Here is a 20,939-nt window from a genome sequence, read left to right on the forward strand (position 1 = left end):
AGATGGACTTTTTGAGCGGCCTGCTACGCGTTTTTTTCAGAGACGCCCGCGTCCCCGAAGGTCGCCATTTCATTATAGACCCGGAGCGCAGCTTCTATAAGTGAAATGCCTATGGCCGCGCCAGTGCCTTCCCCGAGCCTCAAGTCCAAGTCAACAAAGGGCCTGAGTCCCATCCTTTCGAGCATCACAGAATGCCCCTTCTCCACAGACCTGTGCGCGGCGAACATGTACTGGGCAGTAACAGGCTCTATCTCGCGGGCTATGAGCGCGCCTGCGGTGGAGATGAAGCCGTCCACCACGACCGGCACCCTTTTTGAGGCCGCGCCTATGACAAGCCCCGCTATCCCGGCTATCTCCGCGCCCCCGAGCTTTGCGAGCACATCGAGCGGGTCCGAAGGGTCGGGGCTATTTACGGCTATGGCGTCCTCTATCACCTTTACCTTGTGCGTGAATATGCCGTCGTCTATCCCGGTGCCTCTTCCTGTGACCGCCTCGGGCGAAAGGCACGAGAGTGCGGCTATTATGGCGCTGGCAGGGGTGGTATTCGCTATGCCCATCTCCCCTGTGCCGAATATAGCCCCCTTGCCGGCATACTCCCAGGCAATTGATATGCCGACCTCAAGGCACTTCACCGCCTCTTCCCTGGTCATGGCCGGACCTTTCCGGATATTCCGCGTGCCACGGACGACCTTCCTTTTAAATAGCCCTGGAGCGTCGTCGAAATCAAAATCCACGCCTATGTCGACCACCGCCACATCCGCGCCTGCGTGCCTGGCAAGAGCGTTTATCCCGGCCCCGCCCCTGAGGAAGTTATATACCATCTGCCGGGTGACCTCTTTTGGAAAGGCCGAGACCCCTTCGTCAGCCACCCCGTGGTCCGCGGCAAAGGTGAATATCGTTTTCTTCTGTAAAACAGGCCTGAGCTCGCCGGTTATGGCGACCATCCTTTTCGCGAACTCCTCGAGCCTTCCCAGGCTGTCCTTGGGCTTGGTAAGTGAATCGAGCCGCTTCCGGGCCTGTTCAAAAAGCCCGGCATCGACCGGCCTTATGGCTTTAATGGCTTCCTCAAAGATCGACATCCGCCGTCTCCTTTTTCTTTTTAGAGGTTGCCTTTACAAAAAACGCGCTCCCTGCAAGGCCGCCGAGCGCGGTAACAGCAATGAAAAGGACTAGATACAGAAACTTCTCATGTCCTCCGCCCGATTTCATAATGAAAAAAAGCGAGAGGGGCAAGGCCGCGAGGACCGACCATATGACCGCGAGCCTTCTATTTTTCGCAAGCATGGCCCCGGCAAAGAGGCCCATTACGAAACCGGAAACGGGCGTGAGGAAAAGGTTCGCGAACGACGAAGCCTCGGCCAGCATGGAATCGAAAAGGGCCCTGTCCGATCCTATCCGCGCCGCCACTTCTTCCCTGGTCCTCCCCCTGAAGAAGGCCGCCACGAACCTGCCGTAAGGGGTGACGTTGAAAAAAGCCAGGGTCCAGGCAATTGCCGCGTTAAAAAAGACAAAGATGAGGTTGCCGCCGAGCACGGCGGCGAAGATGCGGGTTTTTGTTATTGCACTCTTCATTATTTCATCCTGAGGGGCAGCCCCGCCGCCAAAAACCAGACCTCCTTCGCGGAGGAGGCCATCTCCTTATTGACCGCGCCGGAGAGGTCCCTGAACCTCCTTGCGAGCGCGTTATCAGGCACTATGCCGAGGCCGACCTCGTTGGATACGGCGACCACGCTTGAGCCGGACTCCTTGCACGCCCTTGCAAGCGCCCCTGCCTCGTCCAGTATCTCCTTATCCGAAAGGCCCGCGGACAGGAGGTTCGTTATCCATAGCGTAAGGCAGTCTATGACCACGGCGCATTCCGGGCCGAGCGATTCTACCCTTTCACGCAAGGACTTTTTCTCCTCGACGGTCTCCCACTCCGCGCCCCGCTCCTCCTTGTGCTTCCTTATCCTCTCATCCATCTCCTGGTCGAAGGCCTCGGCCGTCGCGATAAAGACCTTCCTCCCGGGTAGATTCGAGGCGAGGCCGAGCGCGAACGCGCTCTTCCCGGAACGCGCGCCGCCGATTACGAAAGAGAACCTCCCTGGCATCAGAACTCTATCCCCTTCCTTGCCTGCACCCCGTGGTCGAACGGGTGCTTTATCTTGAGCATCTCGGTTACATAGTCCGCTATCCTCATAAGTTCCGTGGGCGCGTTCCTTCCCGTAAGGACGACTTCGAGGGAGGCGGGCCTTGAATCGAGAAAGCCGAGTATGTCTTCCGCGCTTATCCAGCCGCCGCTCACCGCCGACATTATCTCGTCGAAGACCACGAGGCCGTAGCCGCCTTCCGACAACTTATCCTTTGCCGCCTCGTAAGTGCCCACAATGGACGCCTTCAATGCCTGAAGGTCGGTCTTCCCGCCTGTGAACATGGGGTGCCGCACATCGGAGCGGACGAGATCGACTCCGAGCCTTCTAAGGCTCTCCTTTTCGCCGGACGAGGCCTTCTCCTCCTTGAAGAACTGTATGAAGAGCACCTTCATGCCCTGGCCCGCGGCCCTTGTCGCGAGCCCCACCGCGGCGGTGGTTTTGCCCTTCCCTTCTCCCGTGTAGATGTGAACCAGACCACGCTCCATGCGAACCTCCATTGGCCAAAAAAAACCCGGCCTTCTTCCGAAGGACGGGTTATGAACAGCATATGCGCCCATACGCCGGCGCCTGCCGACCCTCTCCCTCGGAAGGTCTTCTAAAAAGCGCCGGCAGGTCTCCTGGCTCGCGGGTCTTCCTACCATCCTGCCCTTCCCGGCCTTGGCCAGTGGATTCGCAGGACTTCGTCGCCGCTCACAGTTGCGGGGCAGCTCCCGTTTTCCACGGGAATTCCCTATTGGCCCGGTTTGGCTGGCGAAGACTCTTGAGAGAACCTTTTTATAAAAAGGTTCTTAGAGCCGTTGGCTGCTAAAATTGGGCAAGAGGCCTTATAGCCTCATGCATCACAATCGCATCCATCGGACCTAACACTCTCTCCAAAAATTTCAGCTCTTCCTGAGTAGCCCCCCTTAAAAGGAGGGCTACTCAGGAACTAAAAATCTTTGAAGGGGTCTGGGGGAAACTTTCTATAGAAAGTTTCCCCCAAGGCTCTTCTGCCTTCCAGCGGGCACCAGCGCGTCAAGTTTCGCGTAAGGCTAACAGGTTGTCCGGGGGCAGTCAAGGGAAAAGCTTTTAAAGTCAACCTCTAAAAATTAGAGCTTTTTCACGCAATCAAGGAAGGCGGGAATAAGAAGCGGAGCATATATGATAAATATGTGAGCATTTTTATTCCCGTAACTACGCAGAGTCCGGGAAAAGATAAATTTTTAGAGGTTGCCTAAAGATAGCGCTCGACTGCCTCGATGGCCCGGAGCATGGCGTTCTCGCCGTGCGGCTCTATCGTGTAGACGGGGTCTTTCGCATATTTCGAGAGGAGGGCCATGAACCTTTCGAAGTCTATCGAGCCCTCTCCTATGGGGAGGTGTTCGTCGTGCTTCCCATGGTTGTCGTGCAGGTGGACCTCGGCGACCCTCGGGCCAAGCGCGGCGAACCATTCCTCGATATCCACCTCCGAGAAGACCCTCATGTGTCCGGCGTCCAGGCAGATCCCGAAGTTCGGGGAGGGTATCTCGTCCATGAGGAGCCTCAACGTTGACGGTTCCCTCTCGAAAATGTTTTCCACCGCGATTACTGTCCCTATCCGCCCGGCCCTTTCGACTAATTCCGGCCAGGTCTTAAGGCTCTGGGAAAGCCAGAGGTCCTTATCTCCCTTGTATTTGCGCTCGTGGTAGCCGGCATGGAGGACCACTGTCCTGGGCTTCAATATCTCCACCACCCCGAAGAGCCTGTCATAGACGCCGGCAGTCAGCAGCCTTGTCTTCTCTTCCCTGCTCCCGGGGTTAAGGTCTATGTAAGGGCCGTGGATGGTAATGGTAAGCCCTTTTGCCGCGAAAGATTCGCGTATGCGCAGAAGGTCCTTTGACTTGGCCTCCTCTATGAAGAAGGCGTCCATGAATATCTCGGGGTTTATGCCCTGCTCAATGAGGCGGTCCGTCTTTTCGAGCAGATAGGGATAGGGCACGTGGACCTGCACGGTTTTCTTTTCTCCCATTGCCTCAAACACACCTTTCATCCGGACTCAAAAATAAATATTAAACCTGAAACGAGGACCGGGCGCAAGCAATTCCGGACGCCCCCGAATCCAGGGTACAAGGCCATGTATATTCCCTATGCTATACTTTAATTGTATGTGACTTCTAAAACCAAGCGCATCCAGGGGGGCCATATGAAGAGAAGGATCACTTTTGTGGCAGCTCTACTTACATTCGGGATAACAGCTCCAGCCATTGCCGCGGAAACCGGAGAGGCCAGGAGCGGCATACAGGGCATGTCGGATGAGGAGATTATAAATATAGCCCAGAGCGCGGCTCCGCCTCACATATCCGGGGAGGCGACCATACTGGTGCCTGCGCCTGACGGTAAGCTCCGGACCGTGCGGGAAGGCACCAACGAATTCACCTGCATAGCGGACCTAAGCGGCCAGGAAACACCCGACCCGGTCTGCGCGGACAGGGCCGGGACCGAATGGTTCATGTCGTTTTTCAATAACGAGCCCCGGCCCGCAAATACCGAGCCCGGAATAGCCTACATGGCGCAGGGTGGATGGCACTGGGAAAGGGACGGCGAGATAGTGATGGGGCCGGCAGAGGGGGCCACGAGGGTAAAAGAGCCGCCGCACTGGATGCTCCTCTGGCCCATCGAGGCTGGCCAGGCAGGGCTTCCCGAGAACCCGAACAGGTTCGGCACCTATGTCATGTACGAGGGGTCGCCTTTCGCGCACCTTATGGTATACCAGGACCCGAAGACCCTGCCCGCCGGATAGCCGTGAACGGGGGCTTCCCGGCCCCCGTTCCCCTTCCATCAACGGCTGCATTGACCCCGAAAACGCTTGACTTTTCACAATGTATACAGTATACATAAATATCAAAGAACTGGATTCTTGCCGAGGCGGCTGGGCATCAGGACTCCCGGAAAGGGGCCCGGCATGGCGGGCGCGGACTCGCCCGCGCCCGTTTTCAAGAGCCTCGCCCCGGAGACCAGGGAGGATTGCCCTGAACCTGCCCACCCGAACTCGATTGGCTGAAATGGAAAAGACAAAGGTGCTTGATTACCCGGTGGAGAGGCCTCTCACCCTGAGGGAACGGATTGTGGACTTTATAAAGGACTCAATCGTCGCCGGCCGCCTTAAGCCCGGCGAGAGGGTCCCGGAGCAGGAGATAGCCGCAAGCTTCGGCATCTCGAGGACCCCCATCCGCGAGGCCTTCCGCCAGCTGGAGAGCGAGGGCTTCATCTCGGTCGTGCCCAGGAAGGGCGCGGTCGTGAGCCCGATAACGGACAAGGACGTAAGCGAGTTCTATGAGATAAAGGGCCTCCTCGAGGGCTACGCCGCGAGGACCGCCTGCGGGAAGCTCTCGGACAAGGACATCGAGAGGCTCGAGGCCCTGAACGCCAGGATGGAAAAGTGCGCAGAGAGGGGCGACGTAAAGAACTTCTTCCGGCTCGACAACCAATTCCACGATACCTTCCTCGTCTCCTGCGGAAACGAAAAGCTCTGCGCCACGGTGCACCACCTTGTACAGCAGTTCGAGAGGTTCAGGATAACCGCGCTATCGCTACCCGGCCGCATGTCCGACTCGGTGCGGCAGCACAAGGACATAATAGAGGCGTTCAGGCAAAAGGACTCGTCCCTCATAGAGGCGCTCGTGAGGGCGAATGCCGAGAGGGGCAGGGACGTGCTTGTAAACGAGATCACCCAGAAGAGGGTCCGGGCATGAGCCTTATAACCAACCGCGAGGCGGCCGCAAGGCTTGCGAGGACCATAGTCTCCGACATAGCCATCTACAACAAGGAAAAGATCCTCGAGGGGATAAAGAACGACAACATCTTCGAGCTCCTTGAAAAGGAGCTTAACGAGGGGCTCGAGCTCTACAGGAGCAGGGTGGCCCCGGACCTCGATAAGAAAAACGGCCTGTACAACCGGGCCATCGTGGACATCCTCATAAAAAGGAACGGAAATATCGAGTCCGGGATCTGGTAGCCCTCCCCGTTGCACCAAGGCCCCATACCGGACATTTGCGCGCATGGAACCGGGCAGCCGCCCGAAAACCCTCTCCCGCGGTCTGATTCTTTAATGGAAAAAAAAAGGATTTTCACGGTTACCCCCGCGGAGTCCCGGCAAAGGGTCGACGTCTTTTTATCATCCATGATGCCCGAAGTCACCCGCTCGCGCATGAAGGCGCTTTCGGACGAAGGCAGGGTCCTGGTAAACGGGAAACCAGCCAAGGCCGGGCACAAGGTACGTGAAAACGACCAGGTCGAGGTCTCCCTGCCCGAGCCGCCGCCGGGGTATCCGGAGCCCGAGGAGATACCGCTCGACATACTCTACGAGGACGCGGACATAATCGTCGTAAACAAGCCCGCGGGCATGGCGGTCCACCCCGGCGCAGGCAGGATAAGCGGGACGCTCGTGAACGCGCTCCTATTTCACGCGGGCGGCCCCCAGGGGCTTGCCCCGACCGGCGCGCCCGTGAGGCCCGGAATAGTGCACCGGCTGGACAGGGACACCACCGGCTCGCTCGCAGTAGCCAAAAACGACCGGAGCTATCTTTCCCTTGCAAGGCAGCTAAAAGAACGGAGTGCGAGGAGAAAATACGTCGCGCTAGTCTGGGGCTCGTTTAAAGACGACGAGGGCTCGATAGACCTTGCCATAGGCAGGGACTCTGTCCAGAGGAAAAAGATATCCACGAGGGCCAGGGTAAAGAGGCGCGCGGTCACGAGGTACAGGGTACTGAAGAGATTCCCCCTCATGACCCTCCTTGAACTTAAGCTCGAGACCGGGAGGACGCACCAGATAAGGGTGCACTTGAATGCCGTGCACCACCCCGTGGTCGGCGACCAGGTCTACGGGAAGCGGGCTATCCCGCCCGCGCTTCCCAAGGCCGCCGCGGATGTGCTGAAGGGCGTAAAACGGCAGATGCTCCATGCATGGTCGCTCGGCATCGAGCACCCTGCAACCGGCGAGGACATGGAGTTCAGGGCTCCAATGCCGCCCGACATGCAAAGGCTCCTTAACGCGCTTGAAAAGGAATCGGAACCAGAGTGCGGACACTTAACGGCATAACGTACCTCTCATCGCACGTATTCGACGAAAGCGTTGCCCACGGCTTCCTTGCAAGGAAAGGAGGCGTGAGCGCCCCTCCGTATGAAAGCCTCAACTTCGGCGAAAGGGAAGACGACAAGAGGGAAAACCTCGACGAGAACAGGAAACGGGTGCTCGCCGCATTCGGCGCGGCCTCCCTTTTTACGATAAACCAGGTGCACGGAGGCTCGGTCTTCTGCCTGGGGCCTGACACCCCTCTTGCTCCGCCTGATGCAGACGCGATAATCACGGCAGAGGAAGGGGCCGCAATAGGCATACTCACTGCCGATTGCCTGCCGGTCCTCATCTTCGACCCGGTGAACCGGGCAGTCTCCGCGATACACGCGGGCTGGAGAGGGACTGCGCTCGGGGTCACGCTCAATGCCGTAAGAGAGATGGGGAAGGTCTTCGGCACAAAGCCCCGCGACCTCAAGGCCGCCATAGGGCCGTCCATAGGGCCGTGCTGCTATTCGGTCGGCGAGAACGTCTACGAGGAATTCAGGGAAGGGGGCAGGTCGCTAGATTCCTTCATCTCCATCGACGACGGCCTGAGGCTCGACCTCGGGGCCGAGAACATAAGCCAGCTCCTGAGCCTCGGCGTGGACCAGCGGAACATAAGCGGCTCCGCCCCGTGCACGTCCTGCTCCGTGGACTTCTTCTCGTACAGGCGGGACCAGGGCAGGACCGGCAGGCAGCTGAGCTTCATCATGCTAAGGGCACGCGGCGGAGCGGCGGGCCGATGATAATCGGCCTCACGGGCGGCATAGCCACGGGCAAGAGCCTGGTCTCGGCGGAATTCAAGCGGCTCGGGGCAAGGGTCATAGACGCGGACGAGATTGCGCGCGAGGTGGTTGAGCCAGGGAAACCGGCCTACGGGGAAATAATAGAGGAGTTCGGAAGCTCAGTCCTTAACTCCGACGGCACTATCGACAGGAAGGCGCTCGCGGAGAGGGTCTTCTCCGATAAGGAGGCGCTTTCGAAGCTCAATAAAATCACACATCCGAGGATACGGGAGAGGATCCGTGAAGAGATAGCCGGGGCAGGGGAAGACGAGCTAGTAGTCCTTGACGTGGCGCTTCTCATCGAGGGGCCATTGAAAGACGAGGTGGACAGGATAGTCGTGGTATACGCGGACGAGGAGAAGCAGATCGAGCGGCTCGAGAAAAGGAACGGCGCGTCAAGGGAGGATGCGCTCCGAAGGCTCGCATCCCAGATGCCGGTAAGGGAGAAGCTCAAATTCGCGGACTACGTGATAGACAATAACGGCGAAGTCGGGGAGACGCTCTCAAAGGCTCGGGAGCTGTTCGTGGAGTTCACAGGCGCCGCTAAAACCGGAAAAAAAGGCACTTGACAGCCTATTTCGGCCGTGTTAAAGTGGAAATACCTTTCAAATATAGTTCAACATTGCTGCTGCCCTCAAAGCTACAATCCGAAAGATTTAAGCCCAGAGGAAAACAAACCCAATACATGACCCGCTTCAAAATCGCAAAAGGCCTGGAGTAAGACCGCTTACCCCTATTTCAATTTCACAACACCCCTCACAGGAGTACGTATGAACCTCAAGGAATTAAAGGAAAAAAAGATAAACGAGCTCACATCGCTCGCGAAGAAATATAACATAGAATCCGCGTCCAGCATGAGAAAGCAGGACCTCATCTTCGCGCTCCTCCAGTCACAGAGCGAGCAGAACGGGATGATATACGGAGAGGGCGTGCTTGAAACGCTCCCGGACGGCTTCGGGTTTCTGCGCGCGCCGGACTACAACTACCTGCCCGGGCCGGACGACATATACGTCTCTCCATCGCAGATAAGGAGGTTCAACCTCCGGACCGGCGACATAGTCTCGGGCCAGATAAGGCCGCCCAAGGAGGGCGAGAGGTACTTCGCGCTCCTCAAGGTCGAGAAGGTGAACTACGAGGACCCCGAGGTCGCAAGGGACAAGATCCTCTTCGACAACCTTACGCCGCTCTATCCCCAGGAGAAGATCCACCTGGAATTGAAGAGCGAGACCAAAGGCGCTCCGAGCGACATATCGATGAGGATAATGGACCTCTTCACTCCCATCGGAAAGGGGCAGAGGGGCCTCATAGTATCCCCGCCGAGGGCAGGCAAGACCATCCTCCTCCAGAAGATAGCCAACTCCATCACCACGAACCACCCGGAAGTCGTCCTCCTCGTGCTCCTCATAGACGAGCGGCCCGAAGAGGTGACCGACATGCAGCGCTCGGTGAACGGCGAGGTCATAAGCTCGACCTTCGACGAGCCCGCGCAGAGGCACGTCCAGGTGGCCGAGATGATAATAGAGAAAGCAAAGAGGCTCGTCGAGCACCAGAAGGACGTCGTGATACTCCTTGACTCCATAACGAGGCTCGCGAGGGCCTATAACGCGGTCGTGCCGCCGAGCGGCAAGGTCCTCTCGGGCGGCGTCGACTCGAACGCGCTCCACAAGCCCAAGAGGTTCTTCGGGGCCGCGAGGAACATCGAGGAGGGTGGAAGCCTCACCATCATAGCGACGGCCCTCATAGACACCGGCAGCCGCATGGACGAGGTCATCTTCGAGGAGTTCAAGGGAACCGGCAACATGGAAATAGTCCTCGACAGGAAGCTCGCCGAGAGAAGGATATTCCCTGCCATAGACCTCAACAAGTCGGGCACGAGGAAGGAGGACCTCCTCCTTACGAAAGAGGCGCTCAACAGGATATGGATACTCCGGAAGGTGCTCCAGCCCTTGAACCCCATCGAGTCGATGGAGTTCCTGCTCGATAAGATCCAGAGCACGCCCAGCAACAAGGCCTTCCTCGATTCAATGAGCAGGTAGGCAGTCCAATGAGGATAACCCGGGCTGCCCTCACCTAAAAAAGAGGTAATCCAGGCCTGCCCGCGCCTTTTCGGGCGGGCCTTCCTTTTGTGTTGAAATCCAGGCATATAGTTGCTAATATGTGCTATTACGCCCGGCCGGAAGGGTCTTTACCTAAAGGTTGCCGCTCCGGAGCTGTTGAATTAAATAAAAGGCAACCTCTAAAAATTGGAGTTTTTTCCCGCAATCAAGGAAGGCCGGGAATAAAAAGCGGAGCATATATGACAATATGTGAGCATTTTTATTCACGACCTGACGCAGAGTCCGGGGAAAAGATCAATTTTTAGAGATTGCCAAAAATCATTTGCTCGCCAGCACATCGAAAGAGATGGAAGCGAGGCATTTTCAGGAGGAAAGAGATGAAAGAGGCAATACACCCCGCGTACAACGAGACAAAGATACACTGCGCATGCGGGAACGTGGTCGCGACCGGCTCGACGAAGAAGGACATATCCGTCGAGATATGCTCCAACTGCCACCCCTTCTACACCGGGGAGCAGAAATTCCTCGATACCGCCGGGAAGATCGAAAAGTTCAGGAAGAAGTACCAGAAGCACGCGAAACAGGCCTGAGCCCGGAGGCCCGGTGAAGGTTATCCTCCTCAGGCACACGCCGGAGCCGGAGAAGACCGTCGCCATGGCGGCCCGGCTCTGCTATTCGGATTCGGGCATCCGTGAGATCGAGGAGAAGGTCTCGGGGATCTCCATCGAGAAGTTCCTCGGGAAGATCCTCAAGATGGGGCACCTTTCGGTCCTTGAGCACGCCTCTTTCACCTTCGGCATAGAAGGCATCTCAAGGGCCACGTCTCACCAGCTCGTGCGCCACAGGCTCGCCTCCTATTCCCAGCAAAGCCAGAGATACGTGACCGCCTCCGCCCCGGAGTACGCGGTGCCGCCGACCATTGCCGTTGACCCGGAAAAGAAAAAACTCTTCGAGGCTGCAGTAAAACGGGCCTATAGGGATTACAAAAGGCTGGTCGACGCGGGAATCCCGGCTGAGGACGCGAGGTACCTTCTCCCGAACGCCGCCTGCACCAAGATAATCGTCACAATGAACGCAAGGGAGCTACTGCACTTCTTCAGCCTCCGCTGCTGCGAAAGGGCCCAATGGGAGATCCGCGAGATGGCCGTTGAGATGCTCCGGTGCGTGAAGAACGTCGCCCCGTTCATATTCAGGGACTCCGGCCCGTCCTGCGTAAGAGGCAAATGCTCCGAGGGCGAGATGACCTGCGGCAAACCAAAAGAGACCAGGGAACGGTTCAAGAGCCTGTAGCCCGGTACCGCGCTTCCATCTACCGCACTCGACATTGATGCGATAGGCGACAAGGGCGCGGACGAGCAATAATTCACAGGGTTCCTCTGAAAAATCAGATATTTTTCCCGAGGTCGAGGCAGGGCGAAAATAAAAAGCGGAGCATATATGATGCTAATATGTGAGCATTTTTATTTTCGCCCTAACGAAGAGATCGGGGAAAAGAGCAATTTTTAGAGGAACCCATGATTGAGAAAAGACTCGAAGACATAGAAGCCCGGCACGCCGAGCTTTCCGATATGCTGGCCCTTCCGGAGGTGGCCGGAAACCCCGAGGTCTATCAGAAATACGCCAGGGAACAGGCCGGGATCCACGACATAGTCGAGGCGTATAAAGAATTAAAAAGACTCGACCGCGAAATCGCGGAGAACAGGCAGATACTCGAAGGCAAGGACGCGGAGCTTAGAGAGCTTGCCAAGGAGGAGATCCCCCTTCTACAGAACAGGAGAGACGAGGTCTCAAGGGCCATAAAGATAATGCTCCTCCCGAAGGACCCGAATGACGAGAAGGGCATCATAATCGAGATAAGGGCCGGAGCGGGCGGGGAGGAATCGTCCCTTTTCGCCGGAGAACTATTCAGGATGTATACCCGATACGCCGAGCGCCTGGGCTGGAAGGTCGAGGTTATGAGCTCAAGCCCCACCGGCCTTAACGGCCTTAAGGAAGTCATAGCCTCGATCGAGGGCAAGGGCGCGTACTCGCGATTCAAGTACGAGAGCGGCGTACACCGCGTCCAGAGGGTCCCGGAGACCGAGGCTTCCGGGAGGAGGCACACCTCGACAGTGACCGTAGCGGTCATGCCGGAGGCCGAGGACGTCGAGGTCGATATACGCATGGACGACATAAGGGTCGATACCTACAGGTCGGGCGGGCACGGAGGCCAGAACGTCAACAAGGTCGAGACGGCCGTCCGAATGACCCACATCCCCACGGGCGTAGTCGTCGCCTGCCAGGAGGAGAAGAGCCAGCACAAGAACCGGGAAAAGGCCTTCAAGGTGCTGAAGGCCCGGATACTCGACATGAAGATACAGGAGCAGCAGAAAAAGATCGCCGCGGACAGGAAAAACCAGGTCGGCACCGGCGACAGGAGCGAGAAGATACGGACCTACAACTTCCCGCAGAACAGGGTCACTGACCACAGGATAGGCCTTACGCTACACAGGCTAACAGAGGTCATGGAGGGCGACCTCGACGAGCTTACGGACAGCCTCATAGGCTATTACCAGACCGAGGCCTTGAAGGAGCAGGGAGCGGCCTGACATATGAAACTAAACATCAATGCTATTCAAACGAATACAGGAATCATTGGCTATTTCGACGTGCTTGGTTATGAATCTTTTCTGGAAAATAATTCCTCAGAGGATGGAATAAAAAATGTTTTAAAAACCATTAGTACAATCGACGAAAACACTATCGAAGACTTTATTAGTGCTTTTAAGAGTGTATCTATTTTTTCAGATCTTAAACGTATATTTGTCGAAGAATTTGAAACACGTATCTTCTCAGACACAATAATAGTATTTGCAAGGTATAAAGAGAATGAAGAAAATGAATTGAAATTGCTCCGATGGTTTCTTTTTATAATTTTCGGAGAAATGCTTTATTCCAAAATGTTTGAATTCGGCTTGCCTGTCCGAGGTGCAATTGGTTTTGGAAAGTACAGCAGTGTAGAATATTGTTTCGCTGGAAGACCTATTATAGAAACCTATAAGCAAGCAAGAGAGCTTGATTTATCTGCTTGTGTGTTTATTGAGTCAGCCGAAAAGGAATTTGATAGCCTGAGCCCCCTTTCAAGTATTTTTGCCGATTTCTTCAAAGAGATCCTTCCAAAATATTCGGTGCCCTTAAAAAATTCGCAAACAAAAAATCTTTATACCTTACTTAAAGCGAGAACAAATCAAAACACTTCTCTCGAAATCAAAGAACAGGTAAAAGAAAGCTTCAAAAAACACAAAAAAAGTATTACATTACGCGAAGAATCGAAAATCACAAATACGACTGATTTTTTTAATTTTCTAAATCTAAGAAAACAATACAACCAAATCAATGGATAAGATACTCATCCGGGGCGGGAGGCGCCTCGTAGGGGAAGTTACCGTCGGCGGGGCAAAGAACGCGGTTTTGCCGCTCATGGCGGCATCGCTTCTCGTAGACGGCTGGATGACGATAACGAACGTCCCGAGGCTACGGGATATAGACACCTTCAAGGTGCTCCTTGCCCACCTGGGCTCCGAGATAACCGAGGACGACGGGAACCGGACTTTAAGGATACGGACCAGGGACGTGGCCGTCCCCGAAGCCCCCTATGAGCTAGTAAAGACGATGCGGGCCGCAGTCCTCGTCCTCGGGCCGCTTGTCGCCCGGTTCAAGAGGGCCAGGGTGTCGCTCCCCGGCGGGTGCGCCATAGGGGCAAGGCCCATAGACCTTCATCTCAAGGGCCTTAAGGCCATGGGCGCGGAAGTCGAGATAGAGCACGGATACGTGACCGTCTCCGCCGAGAGGCTCAGGGGGGCCAAGGTCTACATGGATACCGTGACCGTCACCGGCACCGAGAACCTCATGCTCGCGGCTGTCCACGCGGACGGAACGACCATATTGGAAAACGCCGCGCTTGAGCCAGAGGTCGTATGCCTTGCCGACGCGCTTAACGCCATGGGCGCGAGGATAACCGGGGCCGGGACAGACACGATTAAAATTGAAGGGGTCGAAAAGCTAAACCCCATAGAGACGAGGGTCATACCCGACAGGATAGAGGCAGGGACCTTCATGGTGGCCGCCGCCATGACAAAGGGCAACGTCCTCATAAAGGACTGCCCGCACGAGCACCTCCATGCCCTGAACCTGAAGCTCAAGGACGCGGGCACGGAGATAATCCAGGAGGACGGGGGCGTAAGGGTCATAGGCGACATACCCATAAGGAGCGTGGACGTAAAGACCCTCCCCTACCCCGGCTTTCCGACCGACATGCAGGCCCAGGTCATGGCCATGATGACGGTAGCGAGCGGGCTATCGGTAATAACGGAGACGGTATTCGAAAACAGGTTCATGCACGTGGGCGAGCTTAAGAGAATGGGCGCGGACATAACCATAGACGGCAGGAGCGCGGTCGTGAAGGGCGTAAGGAGACTTAGCGGAGCGCCTCTCATGGCCACCGACCTACGCGCGAGCGCCTCCCTCATATTAGCCGGTCTCGTGGCAGAGGGCCTTACCGAGGTATCGAGGATATACCACCTGGACCGCGGGTACGAAAAGATAGAAGAGAAGCTTAAGGCCCTGGGGGCGGACATAGAGCGGGTAAAAAACAGGGAGACCGCAGCCAAGGCCTCGAAATACGCAAAGGCGGAGGCGTGATGCCGGGCCGGGACGTCCTTACCATAGCGCTCCCCAAGGGGCGGATACTCAAAGAGGCGGCCTCGCTCTTCAAGGCCGCGGGGGTGGACATTACTCCCGTGATGCAGGACGACCGCAGGCTCATCTTCGAGGACATAGCAGACGGCCTCAGGTTCATGGTCATAAGGAGCCAGGACGTGCCTACGTATGTCGAGTACGGGGCCGCGGACATAGGCATAGCCGGAAAAGACGTGCTCCTCGAGCAGGCAAAGGACCTCTACGAGCCGCTCGATTTGAACATCGGCGTATGCAGGATGATGGTCGCCGAGCCTGTCGAGCTCTCGGCCAGGGACAACCCGAGGCAGTGGACCCACATAAGGGTCGCGACCAAATACCCAAATATCACGCTCAACCACTTTCTCGGGAAGGGCATACAGGTCGACATAATAAAGCTCTACGGCTCCATAGAGCTTGCGCCGCTCCTCGGCCTCTCCGAAAGAATAGTGGACCTCGTCCAGACAGGCGAAACCCTCAGAAAAAACGGCCTCACCGAGGTCGAGCACATAATGCACATCTCATCGAAGCTCGTCTGCAACAGGGCGAGCCTTAAGACCAAGCCCAGGCGCGTAAAGGAGCTCGTTGACGCGCTCGGGAGGTCGGTTGCCCAAAGCGGACAGGCCGCCGTAAAGTCATGAAGATAATATCTTCCAGCGACAAGGGATTCAAGGCGCTCCTCGCCTCTATAATGAAGCGCGGGGACGAGGACACCTCCGCTGTAGAGGCCGCGGTAAAGGATATAATCGCATCTGTAAGAGGACGCGGCGACAAGTCCCTCATAGAATATACCAAGAGGTTCGACAGGGCCGACATCGGCGGGAGGATAGAGGTCTCCAGGGCCGAGATAAAAAAGGCGGCCCGGTCCGTACCCAAAAAAGAGCTCGAACTCCTTGAGCTTGCCGCCTCGCGCATAAAGGCCTTTCACGAGCTCCAGAAAGAAAATTCGTGGTTTACGACGAACCCCGATGGGACCATACTGGGCTCAAGGGTAGCGCCCCTTGAGCACGTAGGCATATACGTGCCCGGCGGCAAAGCGGCTTATCCTTCGACGGTCCTCATGAACGCCATACCCGCGCGGGTCGCCGGGGTGGGCGAGGTCGTCATGACCACACCCCCTGGAAAGGACGGGATAAACCCGCTCGTCCTTGCGGCAGCCGATATAGCCGGGGTAGACAGGGTCTTCAGGGCCGGCGGGGCGCAGGCCATAGCCGCCCTCGCCTACGGCACGGAGACGGTGCCGAAGGTCGATAAGATTACCGGCCCGGGGAACATATACGTCGCCACGGCAAAAAGGCTCGTCTTCGGCGCGGTCGATATCGACATGATCGCCGGGCCGAGCGAGATACTTATCATTAACGACGGAGGCGGGGACCCGTCCTGGATCGCAATGGACCTCCTCTCGCAGGCGGAGCACGACGAGCTCGCATCGTCCATACTCGTCACAACCTCGCGCCGGATGGCAAAGGCGGTATCGGACGAGGTAGGCAAAGAGCTTAAGAAGCTCAAGAGGAAAGAGATAGCGCGGGCCTCGATAGAGCGCTACGGCGTCATAATAATCGCAAAAGGCCTTTCCGAGGCTGCGGAGATATCTAACGGCATTGCGCCCGAGCACCTGGAGCTTTTCGTCGAGCGGCCTTTCGAGCTACTCGGCTCCATAAAAAACGCGGGCGCGGTATTCCTCGGTTCGTACACGCCGGAAGCCGCCGGAGACTATATGGCAGGCCCGAACCACACGCTCCCCACCGGCGGCACGGCCCGCTTCTCATCCCCCCTCGGGGTGTACGATTTCGTAAAGAGGATGAGCGTTGTAAGCTTTTCGCGCTCTTCCTTCGGTAAGCTCGGGGCGAGCGTGAAGAGGTTCGCGGACCTCGAAGGCCTCGAGGCCCACGGCAGAAGCGCGGCAATGAGGCTTAAAGTAAGATCGAAATTGAAGTCACTCCCCCGACCCCTCTTTCGAAAAGAGGGAGGCAGCACCGGCTGTGCTTCGACCCTGGCCGGGGCATTAATCAAATTCGGAGATCCCCATGGCCCGCAAGGCAAAGATAGCAAGGAAGACGAAGGAGACCGACATAACCGTCGAGGTGAACCTTGACGGCTCGGGAAGGGCGGATGTAAAGACCCCGCTCCCGTTCTTCGACCACATGCTCTCGAACATGGCGAGGCACGGCCTCCTGGACCTCAAGGTCCGGGCAAAGGGCGACATAGAGGTCGACTTCCATCACACGGTCGAGGACGTGGGCATAACCCTCGGCGAGGCCGTAAAGAAGGCCCTCGGGAAGAACGCCGGGATAAGGAGGTGCGCCTCCGCGACCGTGCCCATGATGGACTCGCTCTCGACAGTGGTGCTGGACGCAAGCAACAGGCCGTACTTCAAATTCAATCAGACGAAGGCCTCTTTCGCGGTCAGTGGGGTCTACTCCTCCGTAAAGGGCCATACCGTCGAGAAGACGTTCGATATCGGCCTCATGAAGGAGTTCATGAAGGCCCTCTCGAACAGCGCCGGGCTCGACCTCCACATAACCCTCCACTACGGGGAGGACATCCACCACGCCATCGAGTCCGTGTACAAGGCCCTGGGCAGGGCGCTCGGCGCGGCGATCGCCATAGACCCCAGGATAAAAGGGGTGCTCTCTACGAAGGGCAAACTCTGAGGGCGCCTTTCGCGTTCCTAATCAGATTCGGCTATGATAGCGATAATAGATTACGACATGGGGAACCTCCGAAGCGTTGCCAAGGGGTTCGAGAAGGTCGGCGCCGAGGCGCTCGTCACCAGGGACGGCCGCGCCATAATGGACGCGAGCCATTTGGTGCTGCCGGGCGTCGGAGCGTTCAAGGACTGCATGAGGAACCTCGAGGAGTACGGGCTCGTGGAGCCCATCAAGAAATCCATTGAGAAGGGGAAGCCGTTCCTGGGCGTATGCCTGGGCCTCCAGCTCCTTTTTGACGAGTCCGAGGAGTTCGGGCCGCATAAGGGCCTCGGTGTCATAAAGGGGCGGGTCGTGCGCTTTCCGAATACTCCGGGGCTCAAGGTCCCGCACATGGGCTGGAACGAGGCGAAAAAACGTAAAGGATCGGCCCTTCTCGAAGGGATAGAGGATAATTCCTTTTTCTATTTCGTGCACTCGTACTACGCCTCTCCGGAGGACAGGTCCGTGGACCTGACGACCACCGAATACGGCCTGGAGTTCACGAGCGCAATAGAAAGGGATAACGTCATGGCCTGCCAGTTCCACCCTGAAAAGAGCCAGAAGGCGGGCCTCAAGGTACTCGAGAATTTCAGCAGGATGCGCTAAAGGGAGGCAGGAAATGATAATTTTCCCTGCAATAGACATAAAGAACGGCAGGTGCGTAAGGCTTACGCAGGGCAGGATGGAGGACGAAACCGTCTACTCTGACGAGCCCTGGGAGGTCGCGAAGAGATGGGAGTCCCTGGGCGCATCGGTCATACACCTTGTCGACCTTGACGGCGCTGTCGAGGGCAATGCCCGGAACCTGCCGGTCATAAAGAAGATAATCTCCAACATAAAAATCCCCGTACAGATAGGCGGCGGCATAAGGGACATAAAGACCGCCGAGACCTATGTATCCATTCCCGGCGTAAAGAGGATGATTATCGGGACTGCGGCCTATGAGAACCCGGCGCTCGTCCACACCCTTACCCGCAAGTACCCGGGGAGGGTCGCCGTCGGCATCGACGCCAAGAACGGCAAGGTGGCAATAAAGGGGTGGGTAACCGTCACCGACGAGCGGGCCTCGGAGTTCGCGAAGAAGCTCGAAGGCGCCGGGGTAGCCTGCATAATCTATACGGATATATCCAGGGACGGAATGCTCGCCGGGCCGAACGTTGAGGCGACAAGGGAGATAGCCGAAAGCGTGAACATCCCTGTCGTGGCCTCCGGCGGCATCTCCTCTATCAAGGACATAGAGTCGTACAGGGGCGTGCCCCTTGAGGGCATGATAATCGGCAAGGCGCTCTATTCCGGCGCGATCGACCTCGGCGAGGCCATAAAGACGGCCGGAAATCTTTAGATGCTCACGAAACGCATAATACCCTGCCTGGACGTCAAGGACGGCCGGGTGGTAAAGGGCGTAAGCTTCCTTGAGCTCCGGGACGCAGGAGACCCGGTCGAGTCTGCCAAGGCCTATGAGGAGCAGGGCGCTGACGAGCTCGTCTTCCTCGACATCACCGCCTCGCACGAGGAGAGAAAGACCATCCTGGACGTAGTCGAGAAGACCGCATCCGAGGTCTTCATGCCACTTACCGTGGGCGGCGGCATAAGGACGCTCGACGACATAAGGGAGCTTCTGCACGCCGGGACCGACAAGGTCTCGATAAACACGACCGCGGTCGAGGACCCGGATTTCGTAAGAAAAGCCTCCGAGCGCTTCGGCAGCCAATGCATAGTCGTCGCCATAGACGCCAAGAGGAAGGCGGGCAACGGCTGGGAGGTCTTCACTCACGGAGGGAGGAAACCCCGCGGCCTCGACGTTGTAGAATGGGCGCGGAGAGTCGAGTCCCTCGGGGCCGGGGAAATCCTCCTTACCAGCATGGACAGGGACGGGACCAAAGACGGCTATGACCTCGAGCTTACGAGGGCCGTATCGCTTGCGACGTCAATCCCGGTTATCGCCTCGGGCGGAGCAGGCACTTTAGAGCACATGTACGAGGCGTTCGAGGCCGGGCTCGCTGACGCGGCGCTCGCGGCCTCCATCTTCCATTTCGGGGTCTTCACCATACCGGAGACAAAGGAATACCTTAAGAGGAAGGGCGTAAGGGTGCGCCCGCCCGGGAAGGGATGAAAAAAAAGGGCGACGGGTTCCTTAAATTCATCATCGCCTACAAGATCGTCCTCGGGGTCGCCGAGGTCGCGGTGGGCTTAAGTCTTTATAATCACCTCGGGGCGGACATCGAGGAGGCCCTGACCGTACTGGCCGTGAACCTCAACCTCGACGCCGACAACAGGTTCATAGGCGCGGTCATTAGCAGGGCGGGCATGATGGGGAGCGGGACCCTGAAGCTCATGGTCGGGGTCGTTCTCTTCCTGGGGGTCCTCAACTTCTTCGAGTGCATCGGCCTGTACTTGAGGCAGCGCTGGGCCGAATGGACGACCGTCTTTACGACCGGCATATTCATCCCCTTCGAAATATATGAAATACTGGACGAAGCCACCCTTTTCCGGACGGCTATCCTCGTGATTAATATAGTGATTGTCTACTACCTCGCAAAGCACAAGGAGCTTTTCGGCAGGAGGGTCCGGCCCCATGCCGCGCACAACCCCCGTTAAGCCGCCTCGGAGGCCCCTCCCCGCCAGCAAATAAGACTTGCGCATTCCCGGCTGAAATAGTATAAAATCTGTTTCCATAAGTGCATAGGGGCTATGCACCCGGCCACCCTTCGAGGTGCCGGCCGATATTAACCGCCACCTTGTCCCGTAAAAACGGGAACAGACCCGCTCGAATGAGCGGGGGACCAGAAGGAGGAAACATGAACAGATACGAGACAGTCTGCATTGTCCGGCCCGATATTGCAGAAGATGCCATAAAAGGCATCATCCAGAAGGCCTCGTCGTCGCTCGAAGGCGCCGGCGGGACCGTAGTAAGGGTCGACGAATGGGGGAGGAGAAAGCTCGCCTATCCCATACAGAAAAAAGGAGAGGGCTATTATTTCGTCCTCGAATACACGAGCTCGCCCGCTGCCAGCAAGGAAGTCGAAAGGCTCTTCAAGCTGAACGAGGACGTGCTCCGTTACCAGACCGTAAGGATCATCGCCACAAAGAAGGCTGAGGAGAAGACAGCGGCAGAGGCCCCGGCGGCCGCTACCGAGGCAGCCCCGGCGGAAGGAGGTCAGGCAAATGGCTAACGAAAGACCTGAGAGGCCCGAAAGGCCTGAAAGACCCGCAAGGCCAGGCGGCAGGCGCGAAGGCGGCGGGCGGCCCGATAGAAGGCCCTATCACAAGAAAAAGGTCTGCCGCTTCTGCAAGGACAAGGCCCTCGCTATGATAGACTACAAAGACGCAAAGGCCCTGCGGCCTTTTGTGACGGAAAAGGGCAGGATAGTCCCGAGAAGGATATCCGGGACCTGCGCCAAGCACCAGAGGATGGTCAGCAACGCCTTGAAAAGGGCGCGTAACCTCGCCATCCTGCCGTTCACGACTACCAGCATATAGGAGCTATTGTC

At 57.2% G+C, this 20,939-nt stretch carries 27 protein-coding genes and 1 riboswitch; of the genes, 22 read left to right on the forward strand and 5 right to left on the reverse strand.

Annotated features, from left to right (window positions below; translation table 11 throughout):
- Positions 1-23: 23 nt before the first annotated feature.
- The 5 genes from cobT to K8I01_07295 all read right to left on the reverse strand — a co-directional run bounded on the left by cobT (position 24) and on the right by K8I01_07295 (position 4,119).
- Positions 24-1,079 carry a nicotinate-nucleotide--dimethylbenzimidazole phosphoribosyltransferase gene (gene cobT / locus K8I01_07275; protein MBZ0220216.1) on the reverse strand — a complete coding sequence of 352 codons (1,056 nt, stop codon included), beginning with the start codon at positions 1,077-1,079 and terminating at the stop codon, positions 24-26.
- The gene (locus K8I01_07280; GenBank protein MBZ0220217.1) at positions 1,066-1,572 is read right to left on the reverse strand and encodes a hypothetical protein; all 507 of its coding nucleotides are present in this window, start codon (positions 1,570-1,572) and stop codon (positions 1,066-1,068) included. The genes cobT and K8I01_07280 overlap by 14 nt, the downstream gene beginning before the upstream one ends.
- The gene (cobU, locus tag K8I01_07285) at positions 1,572-2,090 is read right to left on the reverse strand and encodes a bifunctional adenosylcobinamide kinase/adenosylcobinamide-phosphate guanylyltransferase (protein ID MBZ0220218.1); all 519 of its coding nucleotides are present in this window, start codon (positions 2,088-2,090) and stop codon (positions 1,572-1,574) included. Before cobU ends, K8I01_07280 begins: the two co-directional genes overlap by 1 nt.
- Positions 2,090-2,617 (reverse strand): cob(I)yrinic acid a,c-diamide adenosyltransferase, encoded by a 528-nt coding sequence (locus K8I01_07290; protein ID MBZ0220219.1) that lies wholly within the window; start codon positions 2,615-2,617, stop codon positions 2,090-2,092. Before K8I01_07290 ends, cobU begins: the two co-directional genes overlap by 1 nt.
- A gap of 104 nt (positions 2,618-2,721) precedes the next feature.
- Positions 2,722-2,921, reverse strand: a riboswitch (cobalamin riboswitch).
- Positions 2,922-3,345: 424 nt separating this feature from the next.
- Positions 3,346-4,119, reverse strand: a complete 774-nt coding sequence (locus tag K8I01_07295) for a sugar phosphate isomerase/epimerase (protein MBZ0220220.1) — start codon at positions 4,117-4,119, stop codon at positions 3,346-3,348.
- Positions 4,120-4,293: 174 nt separating this feature from the next.
- Here K8I01_07295 and K8I01_07300 point away from each other — a divergent pair, with 174 nt between their 5' ends.
- The 22 genes from K8I01_07300 (at position 4,294) to rpsR (ending at position 20,928) form a co-directional block, all read left to right on the forward strand.
- Positions 4,294-4,890, forward strand: coding sequence for a hypothetical protein (locus K8I01_07300; GenBank protein MBZ0220221.1), 597 nt, complete (start codon positions 4,294-4,296; stop codon positions 4,888-4,890).
- A gap of 117 nt (positions 4,891-5,007) precedes the next feature.
- Positions 5,008-5,151 carry a hypothetical protein gene (locus tag K8I01_07305; protein MBZ0220222.1) on the forward strand — a complete coding sequence of 48 codons (144 nt, stop codon included), beginning with the start codon at positions 5,008-5,010 and terminating at the stop codon, positions 5,149-5,151.
- A gap of 1 nt (position 5,152) precedes the next feature.
- A complete protein-coding gene (locus K8I01_07310) occupies positions 5,153-5,842 on the forward strand; it encodes a GntR family transcriptional regulator (GenBank protein MBZ0220223.1) in 690 nt (229 codons plus the stop codon).
- Entirely contained in the window at positions 5,839-6,105 is a 267-nt protein-coding gene (locus tag K8I01_07315; GenBank protein MBZ0220224.1) for a hypothetical protein, read from the forward strand. The genes K8I01_07310 and K8I01_07315 overlap by 4 nt, the downstream gene beginning before the upstream one ends.
- A gap of 93 nt (positions 6,106-6,198) precedes the next feature.
- Positions 6,199-7,188 carry an RluA family pseudouridine synthase gene (locus tag K8I01_07320; GenBank protein ID MBZ0220225.1) on the forward strand — a complete coding sequence of 330 codons (990 nt, stop codon included), beginning with the start codon at positions 6,199-6,201 and terminating at the stop codon, positions 7,186-7,188.
- The gene (pgeF, locus tag K8I01_07325) at positions 7,167-7,949 is read left to right on the forward strand and encodes a peptidoglycan editing factor PgeF (protein MBZ0220226.1); all 783 of its coding nucleotides are present in this window, start codon (positions 7,167-7,169) and stop codon (positions 7,947-7,949) included. Before K8I01_07320 ends, pgeF begins: the two co-directional genes overlap by 22 nt.
- A complete protein-coding gene (gene coaE, locus K8I01_07330; protein ID MBZ0220227.1) occupies positions 7,946-8,557 on the forward strand; it encodes a dephospho-CoA kinase in 612 nt (203 codons plus the stop codon). Before pgeF ends, coaE begins: the two co-directional genes overlap by 4 nt.
- A gap of 201 nt (positions 8,558-8,758) precedes the next feature.
- Positions 8,759-10,024 (forward strand): transcription termination factor Rho, encoded by a 1,266-nt coding sequence (gene rho / locus K8I01_07335; GenBank protein MBZ0220228.1) that lies wholly within the window; start codon positions 8,759-8,761, stop codon positions 10,022-10,024.
- A 398-nt stretch (positions 10,025-10,422) separates the two neighbouring features.
- Entirely contained in the window at positions 10,423-10,635 is a 213-nt protein-coding gene (gene rpmE / locus K8I01_07340; protein ID MBZ0220229.1) for a 50S ribosomal protein L31, read from the forward strand.
- 13 nt (positions 10,636-10,648) lie between these two features.
- Positions 10,649-11,335 carry an FAD-dependent thymidylate synthase gene (gene thyX, locus K8I01_07345; GenBank protein ID MBZ0220230.1) on the forward strand — a complete coding sequence of 229 codons (687 nt, stop codon included), beginning with the start codon at positions 10,649-10,651 and terminating at the stop codon, positions 11,333-11,335.
- A 224-nt stretch (positions 11,336-11,559) separates the two neighbouring features.
- Positions 11,560-12,633, forward strand: coding sequence for a peptide chain release factor 1 (gene prfA, locus K8I01_07350; protein MBZ0220231.1), 1,074 nt, complete (start codon positions 11,560-11,562; stop codon positions 12,631-12,633).
- Positions 12,634-12,636: 3 nt separating this feature from the next.
- On the forward strand, positions 12,637-13,428 hold the full coding sequence (locus K8I01_07355; GenBank protein MBZ0220232.1) for a hypothetical protein: 792 nt from the start codon (positions 12,637-12,639) through the stop codon (positions 13,426-13,428).
- Positions 13,421-14,725, forward strand: coding sequence for a UDP-N-acetylglucosamine 1-carboxyvinyltransferase (murA, locus tag K8I01_07360; protein ID MBZ0220233.1), 1,305 nt, complete (start codon positions 13,421-13,423; stop codon positions 14,723-14,725). The genes K8I01_07355 and murA overlap by 8 nt, the downstream gene beginning before the upstream one ends.
- Complete coding sequence (gene hisG, locus K8I01_07365; protein ID MBZ0220234.1) at positions 14,725-15,399, forward strand: ATP phosphoribosyltransferase; 675 nt, start codon at positions 14,725-14,727, stop codon at positions 15,397-15,399. Before murA ends, hisG begins: the two co-directional genes overlap by 1 nt.
- Complete coding sequence (hisD, locus tag K8I01_07370; GenBank protein MBZ0220235.1) at positions 15,396-16,853, forward strand: histidinol dehydrogenase; 1,458 nt, start codon at positions 15,396-15,398, stop codon at positions 16,851-16,853. Before hisG ends, hisD begins: the two co-directional genes overlap by 4 nt.
- Positions 16,786-17,412 (forward strand): imidazoleglycerol-phosphate dehydratase HisB, encoded by a 627-nt coding sequence (gene hisB, locus K8I01_07375; GenBank protein ID MBZ0220236.1) that lies wholly within the window; start codon positions 16,786-16,788, stop codon positions 17,410-17,412. Before hisD ends, hisB begins: the two co-directional genes overlap by 68 nt.
- Before the next feature lie 33 nt (positions 17,413-17,445).
- The gene (hisH, locus tag K8I01_07380; protein MBZ0220237.1) at positions 17,446-18,054 is read left to right on the forward strand and encodes an imidazole glycerol phosphate synthase subunit HisH; all 609 of its coding nucleotides are present in this window, start codon (positions 17,446-17,448) and stop codon (positions 18,052-18,054) included.
- 13 nt (positions 18,055-18,067) lie between these two features.
- A complete protein-coding gene (gene hisA, locus K8I01_07385; protein ID MBZ0220238.1) occupies positions 18,068-18,790 on the forward strand; it encodes a 1-(5-phosphoribosyl)-5-[(5-phosphoribosylamino)methylideneamino]imidazole-4-carboxamide isomerase in 723 nt (240 codons plus the stop codon).
- A complete protein-coding gene (gene hisF, locus K8I01_07390; protein MBZ0220239.1) occupies positions 18,791-19,561 on the forward strand; it encodes an imidazole glycerol phosphate synthase subunit HisF in 771 nt (256 codons plus the stop codon).
- Positions 19,558-20,046, forward strand: a complete 489-nt coding sequence (locus K8I01_07395; GenBank protein MBZ0220240.1) for a DUF2127 domain-containing protein — start codon at positions 19,558-19,560, stop codon at positions 20,044-20,046. The genes hisF and K8I01_07395 overlap by 4 nt, the downstream gene beginning before the upstream one ends.
- A 200-nt stretch (positions 20,047-20,246) precedes the next feature.
- Entirely contained in the window at positions 20,247-20,621 is a 375-nt protein-coding gene (gene rpsF, locus K8I01_07400; protein MBZ0220241.1) for a 30S ribosomal protein S6, read from the forward strand.
- Complete coding sequence (gene rpsR, locus K8I01_07405) at positions 20,614-20,928, forward strand: 30S ribosomal protein S18 (GenBank protein MBZ0220242.1); 315 nt, start codon at positions 20,614-20,616, stop codon at positions 20,926-20,928. The genes rpsF and rpsR overlap by 8 nt, the downstream gene beginning before the upstream one ends.
- Positions 20,929-20,939: the final 11 nt, after the last annotated feature.

Source organism: Deltaproteobacteria bacterium, assembly GCA_019912665.1.
In the GTDB taxonomy this organism is placed as follows: Bacteria; Desulfobacterota; GWC2-55-46; order GWC2-55-46; family GWC2-55-46; genus UBA5799.

Excerpts from the sequence above, each read along its gene's own strand:
- K8I01_07320 (MBZ0220225.1), top strand. The coding sequence starts at position 6,199 with ATGGAAAAAAAAAGGATTTTCACGGTTACCCCCGCGGAGTCCCGGCAA.
- hisD (MBZ0220235.1), top strand. The coding sequence starts at position 15,396 with ATGAAGATAATATCTTCCAGCGACAAGGGATTCAAGGCGCTCCTCGCC.
- K8I01_07315 (MBZ0220224.1), top strand. The coding sequence starts at position 5,839 with ATGAGCCTTATAACCAACCGCGAGGCGGCCGCAAGGCTTGCGAGGACC.
- K8I01_07395 (MBZ0220240.1), top strand. The coding sequence starts at position 19,558 with ATGAAAAAAAAGGGCGACGGGTTCCTTAAATTCATCATCGCCTACAAG.
- rho (MBZ0220228.1), top strand. The coding sequence starts at position 8,759 with ATGAACCTCAAGGAATTAAAGGAAAAAAAGATAAACGAGCTCACATCG.
- rpmE (MBZ0220229.1), top strand. The coding sequence starts at position 10,423 with ATGAAAGAGGCAATACACCCCGCGTACAACGAGACAAAGATACACTGC.
- cobU (MBZ0220218.1), bottom strand. The coding sequence starts at position 2,090 with ATGCCAGGGAGGTTCTCTTTCGTAATCGGCGGCGCGCGTTCCGGGAAG.
- K8I01_07280 (MBZ0220217.1), bottom strand. The coding sequence starts at position 1,572 with ATGAAGAGTGCAATAACAAAAACCCGCATCTTCGCCGCCGTGCTCGGC.
- rpsF (MBZ0220241.1), top strand. The coding sequence starts at position 20,247 with ATGAACAGATACGAGACAGTCTGCATTGTCCGGCCCGATATTGCAGAA.
- hisB (MBZ0220236.1), top strand. The coding sequence starts at position 16,786 with ATGGCCCGCAAGGCAAAGATAGCAAGGAAGACGAAGGAGACCGACATA.
- cobT (MBZ0220216.1), bottom strand. The coding sequence starts at position 1,079 with ATGTCGATCTTTGAGGAAGCCATTAAAGCCATAAGGCCGGTCGATGCC.
- hisF (MBZ0220239.1), top strand. The coding sequence starts at position 18,791 with ATGCTCACGAAACGCATAATACCCTGCCTGGACGTCAAGGACGGCCGG.
- hisH (MBZ0220237.1), top strand. The coding sequence starts at position 17,446 with ATGATAGCGATAATAGATTACGACATGGGGAACCTCCGAAGCGTTGCC.
- hisA (MBZ0220238.1), top strand. The coding sequence starts at position 18,068 with ATGATAATTTTCCCTGCAATAGACATAAAGAACGGCAGGTGCGTAAGG.
- K8I01_07355 (MBZ0220232.1), top strand. The coding sequence starts at position 12,637 with ATGAAACTAAACATCAATGCTATTCAAACGAATACAGGAATCATTGGC.
- hisG (MBZ0220234.1), top strand. The coding sequence starts at position 14,725 with ATGCCGGGCCGGGACGTCCTTACCATAGCGCTCCCCAAGGGGCGGATA.
- K8I01_07295 (MBZ0220220.1), bottom strand. The coding sequence starts at position 4,119 with ATGGGAGAAAAGAAAACCGTGCAGGTCCACGTGCCCTATCCCTATCTG.
- prfA (MBZ0220231.1), top strand. The coding sequence starts at position 11,560 with ATGATTGAGAAAAGACTCGAAGACATAGAAGCCCGGCACGCCGAGCTT.
- rpsR (MBZ0220242.1), top strand. The coding sequence starts at position 20,614 with ATGGCTAACGAAAGACCTGAGAGGCCCGAAAGGCCTGAAAGACCCGCA.
- coaE (MBZ0220227.1), top strand. The coding sequence starts at position 7,946 with ATGATAATCGGCCTCACGGGCGGCATAGCCACGGGCAAGAGCCTGGTC.
- K8I01_07310 (MBZ0220223.1), top strand. The coding sequence starts at position 5,153 with ATGGAAAAGACAAAGGTGCTTGATTACCCGGTGGAGAGGCCTCTCACC.
- K8I01_07290 (MBZ0220219.1), bottom strand. The coding sequence starts at position 2,617 with ATGGAGCGTGGTCTGGTTCACATCTACACGGGAGAAGGGAAGGGCAAA.
- murA (MBZ0220233.1), top strand. The coding sequence starts at position 13,421 with ATGGATAAGATACTCATCCGGGGCGGGAGGCGCCTCGTAGGGGAAGTT.
- K8I01_07300 (MBZ0220221.1), top strand. The coding sequence starts at position 4,294 with ATGAAGAGAAGGATCACTTTTGTGGCAGCTCTACTTACATTCGGGATA.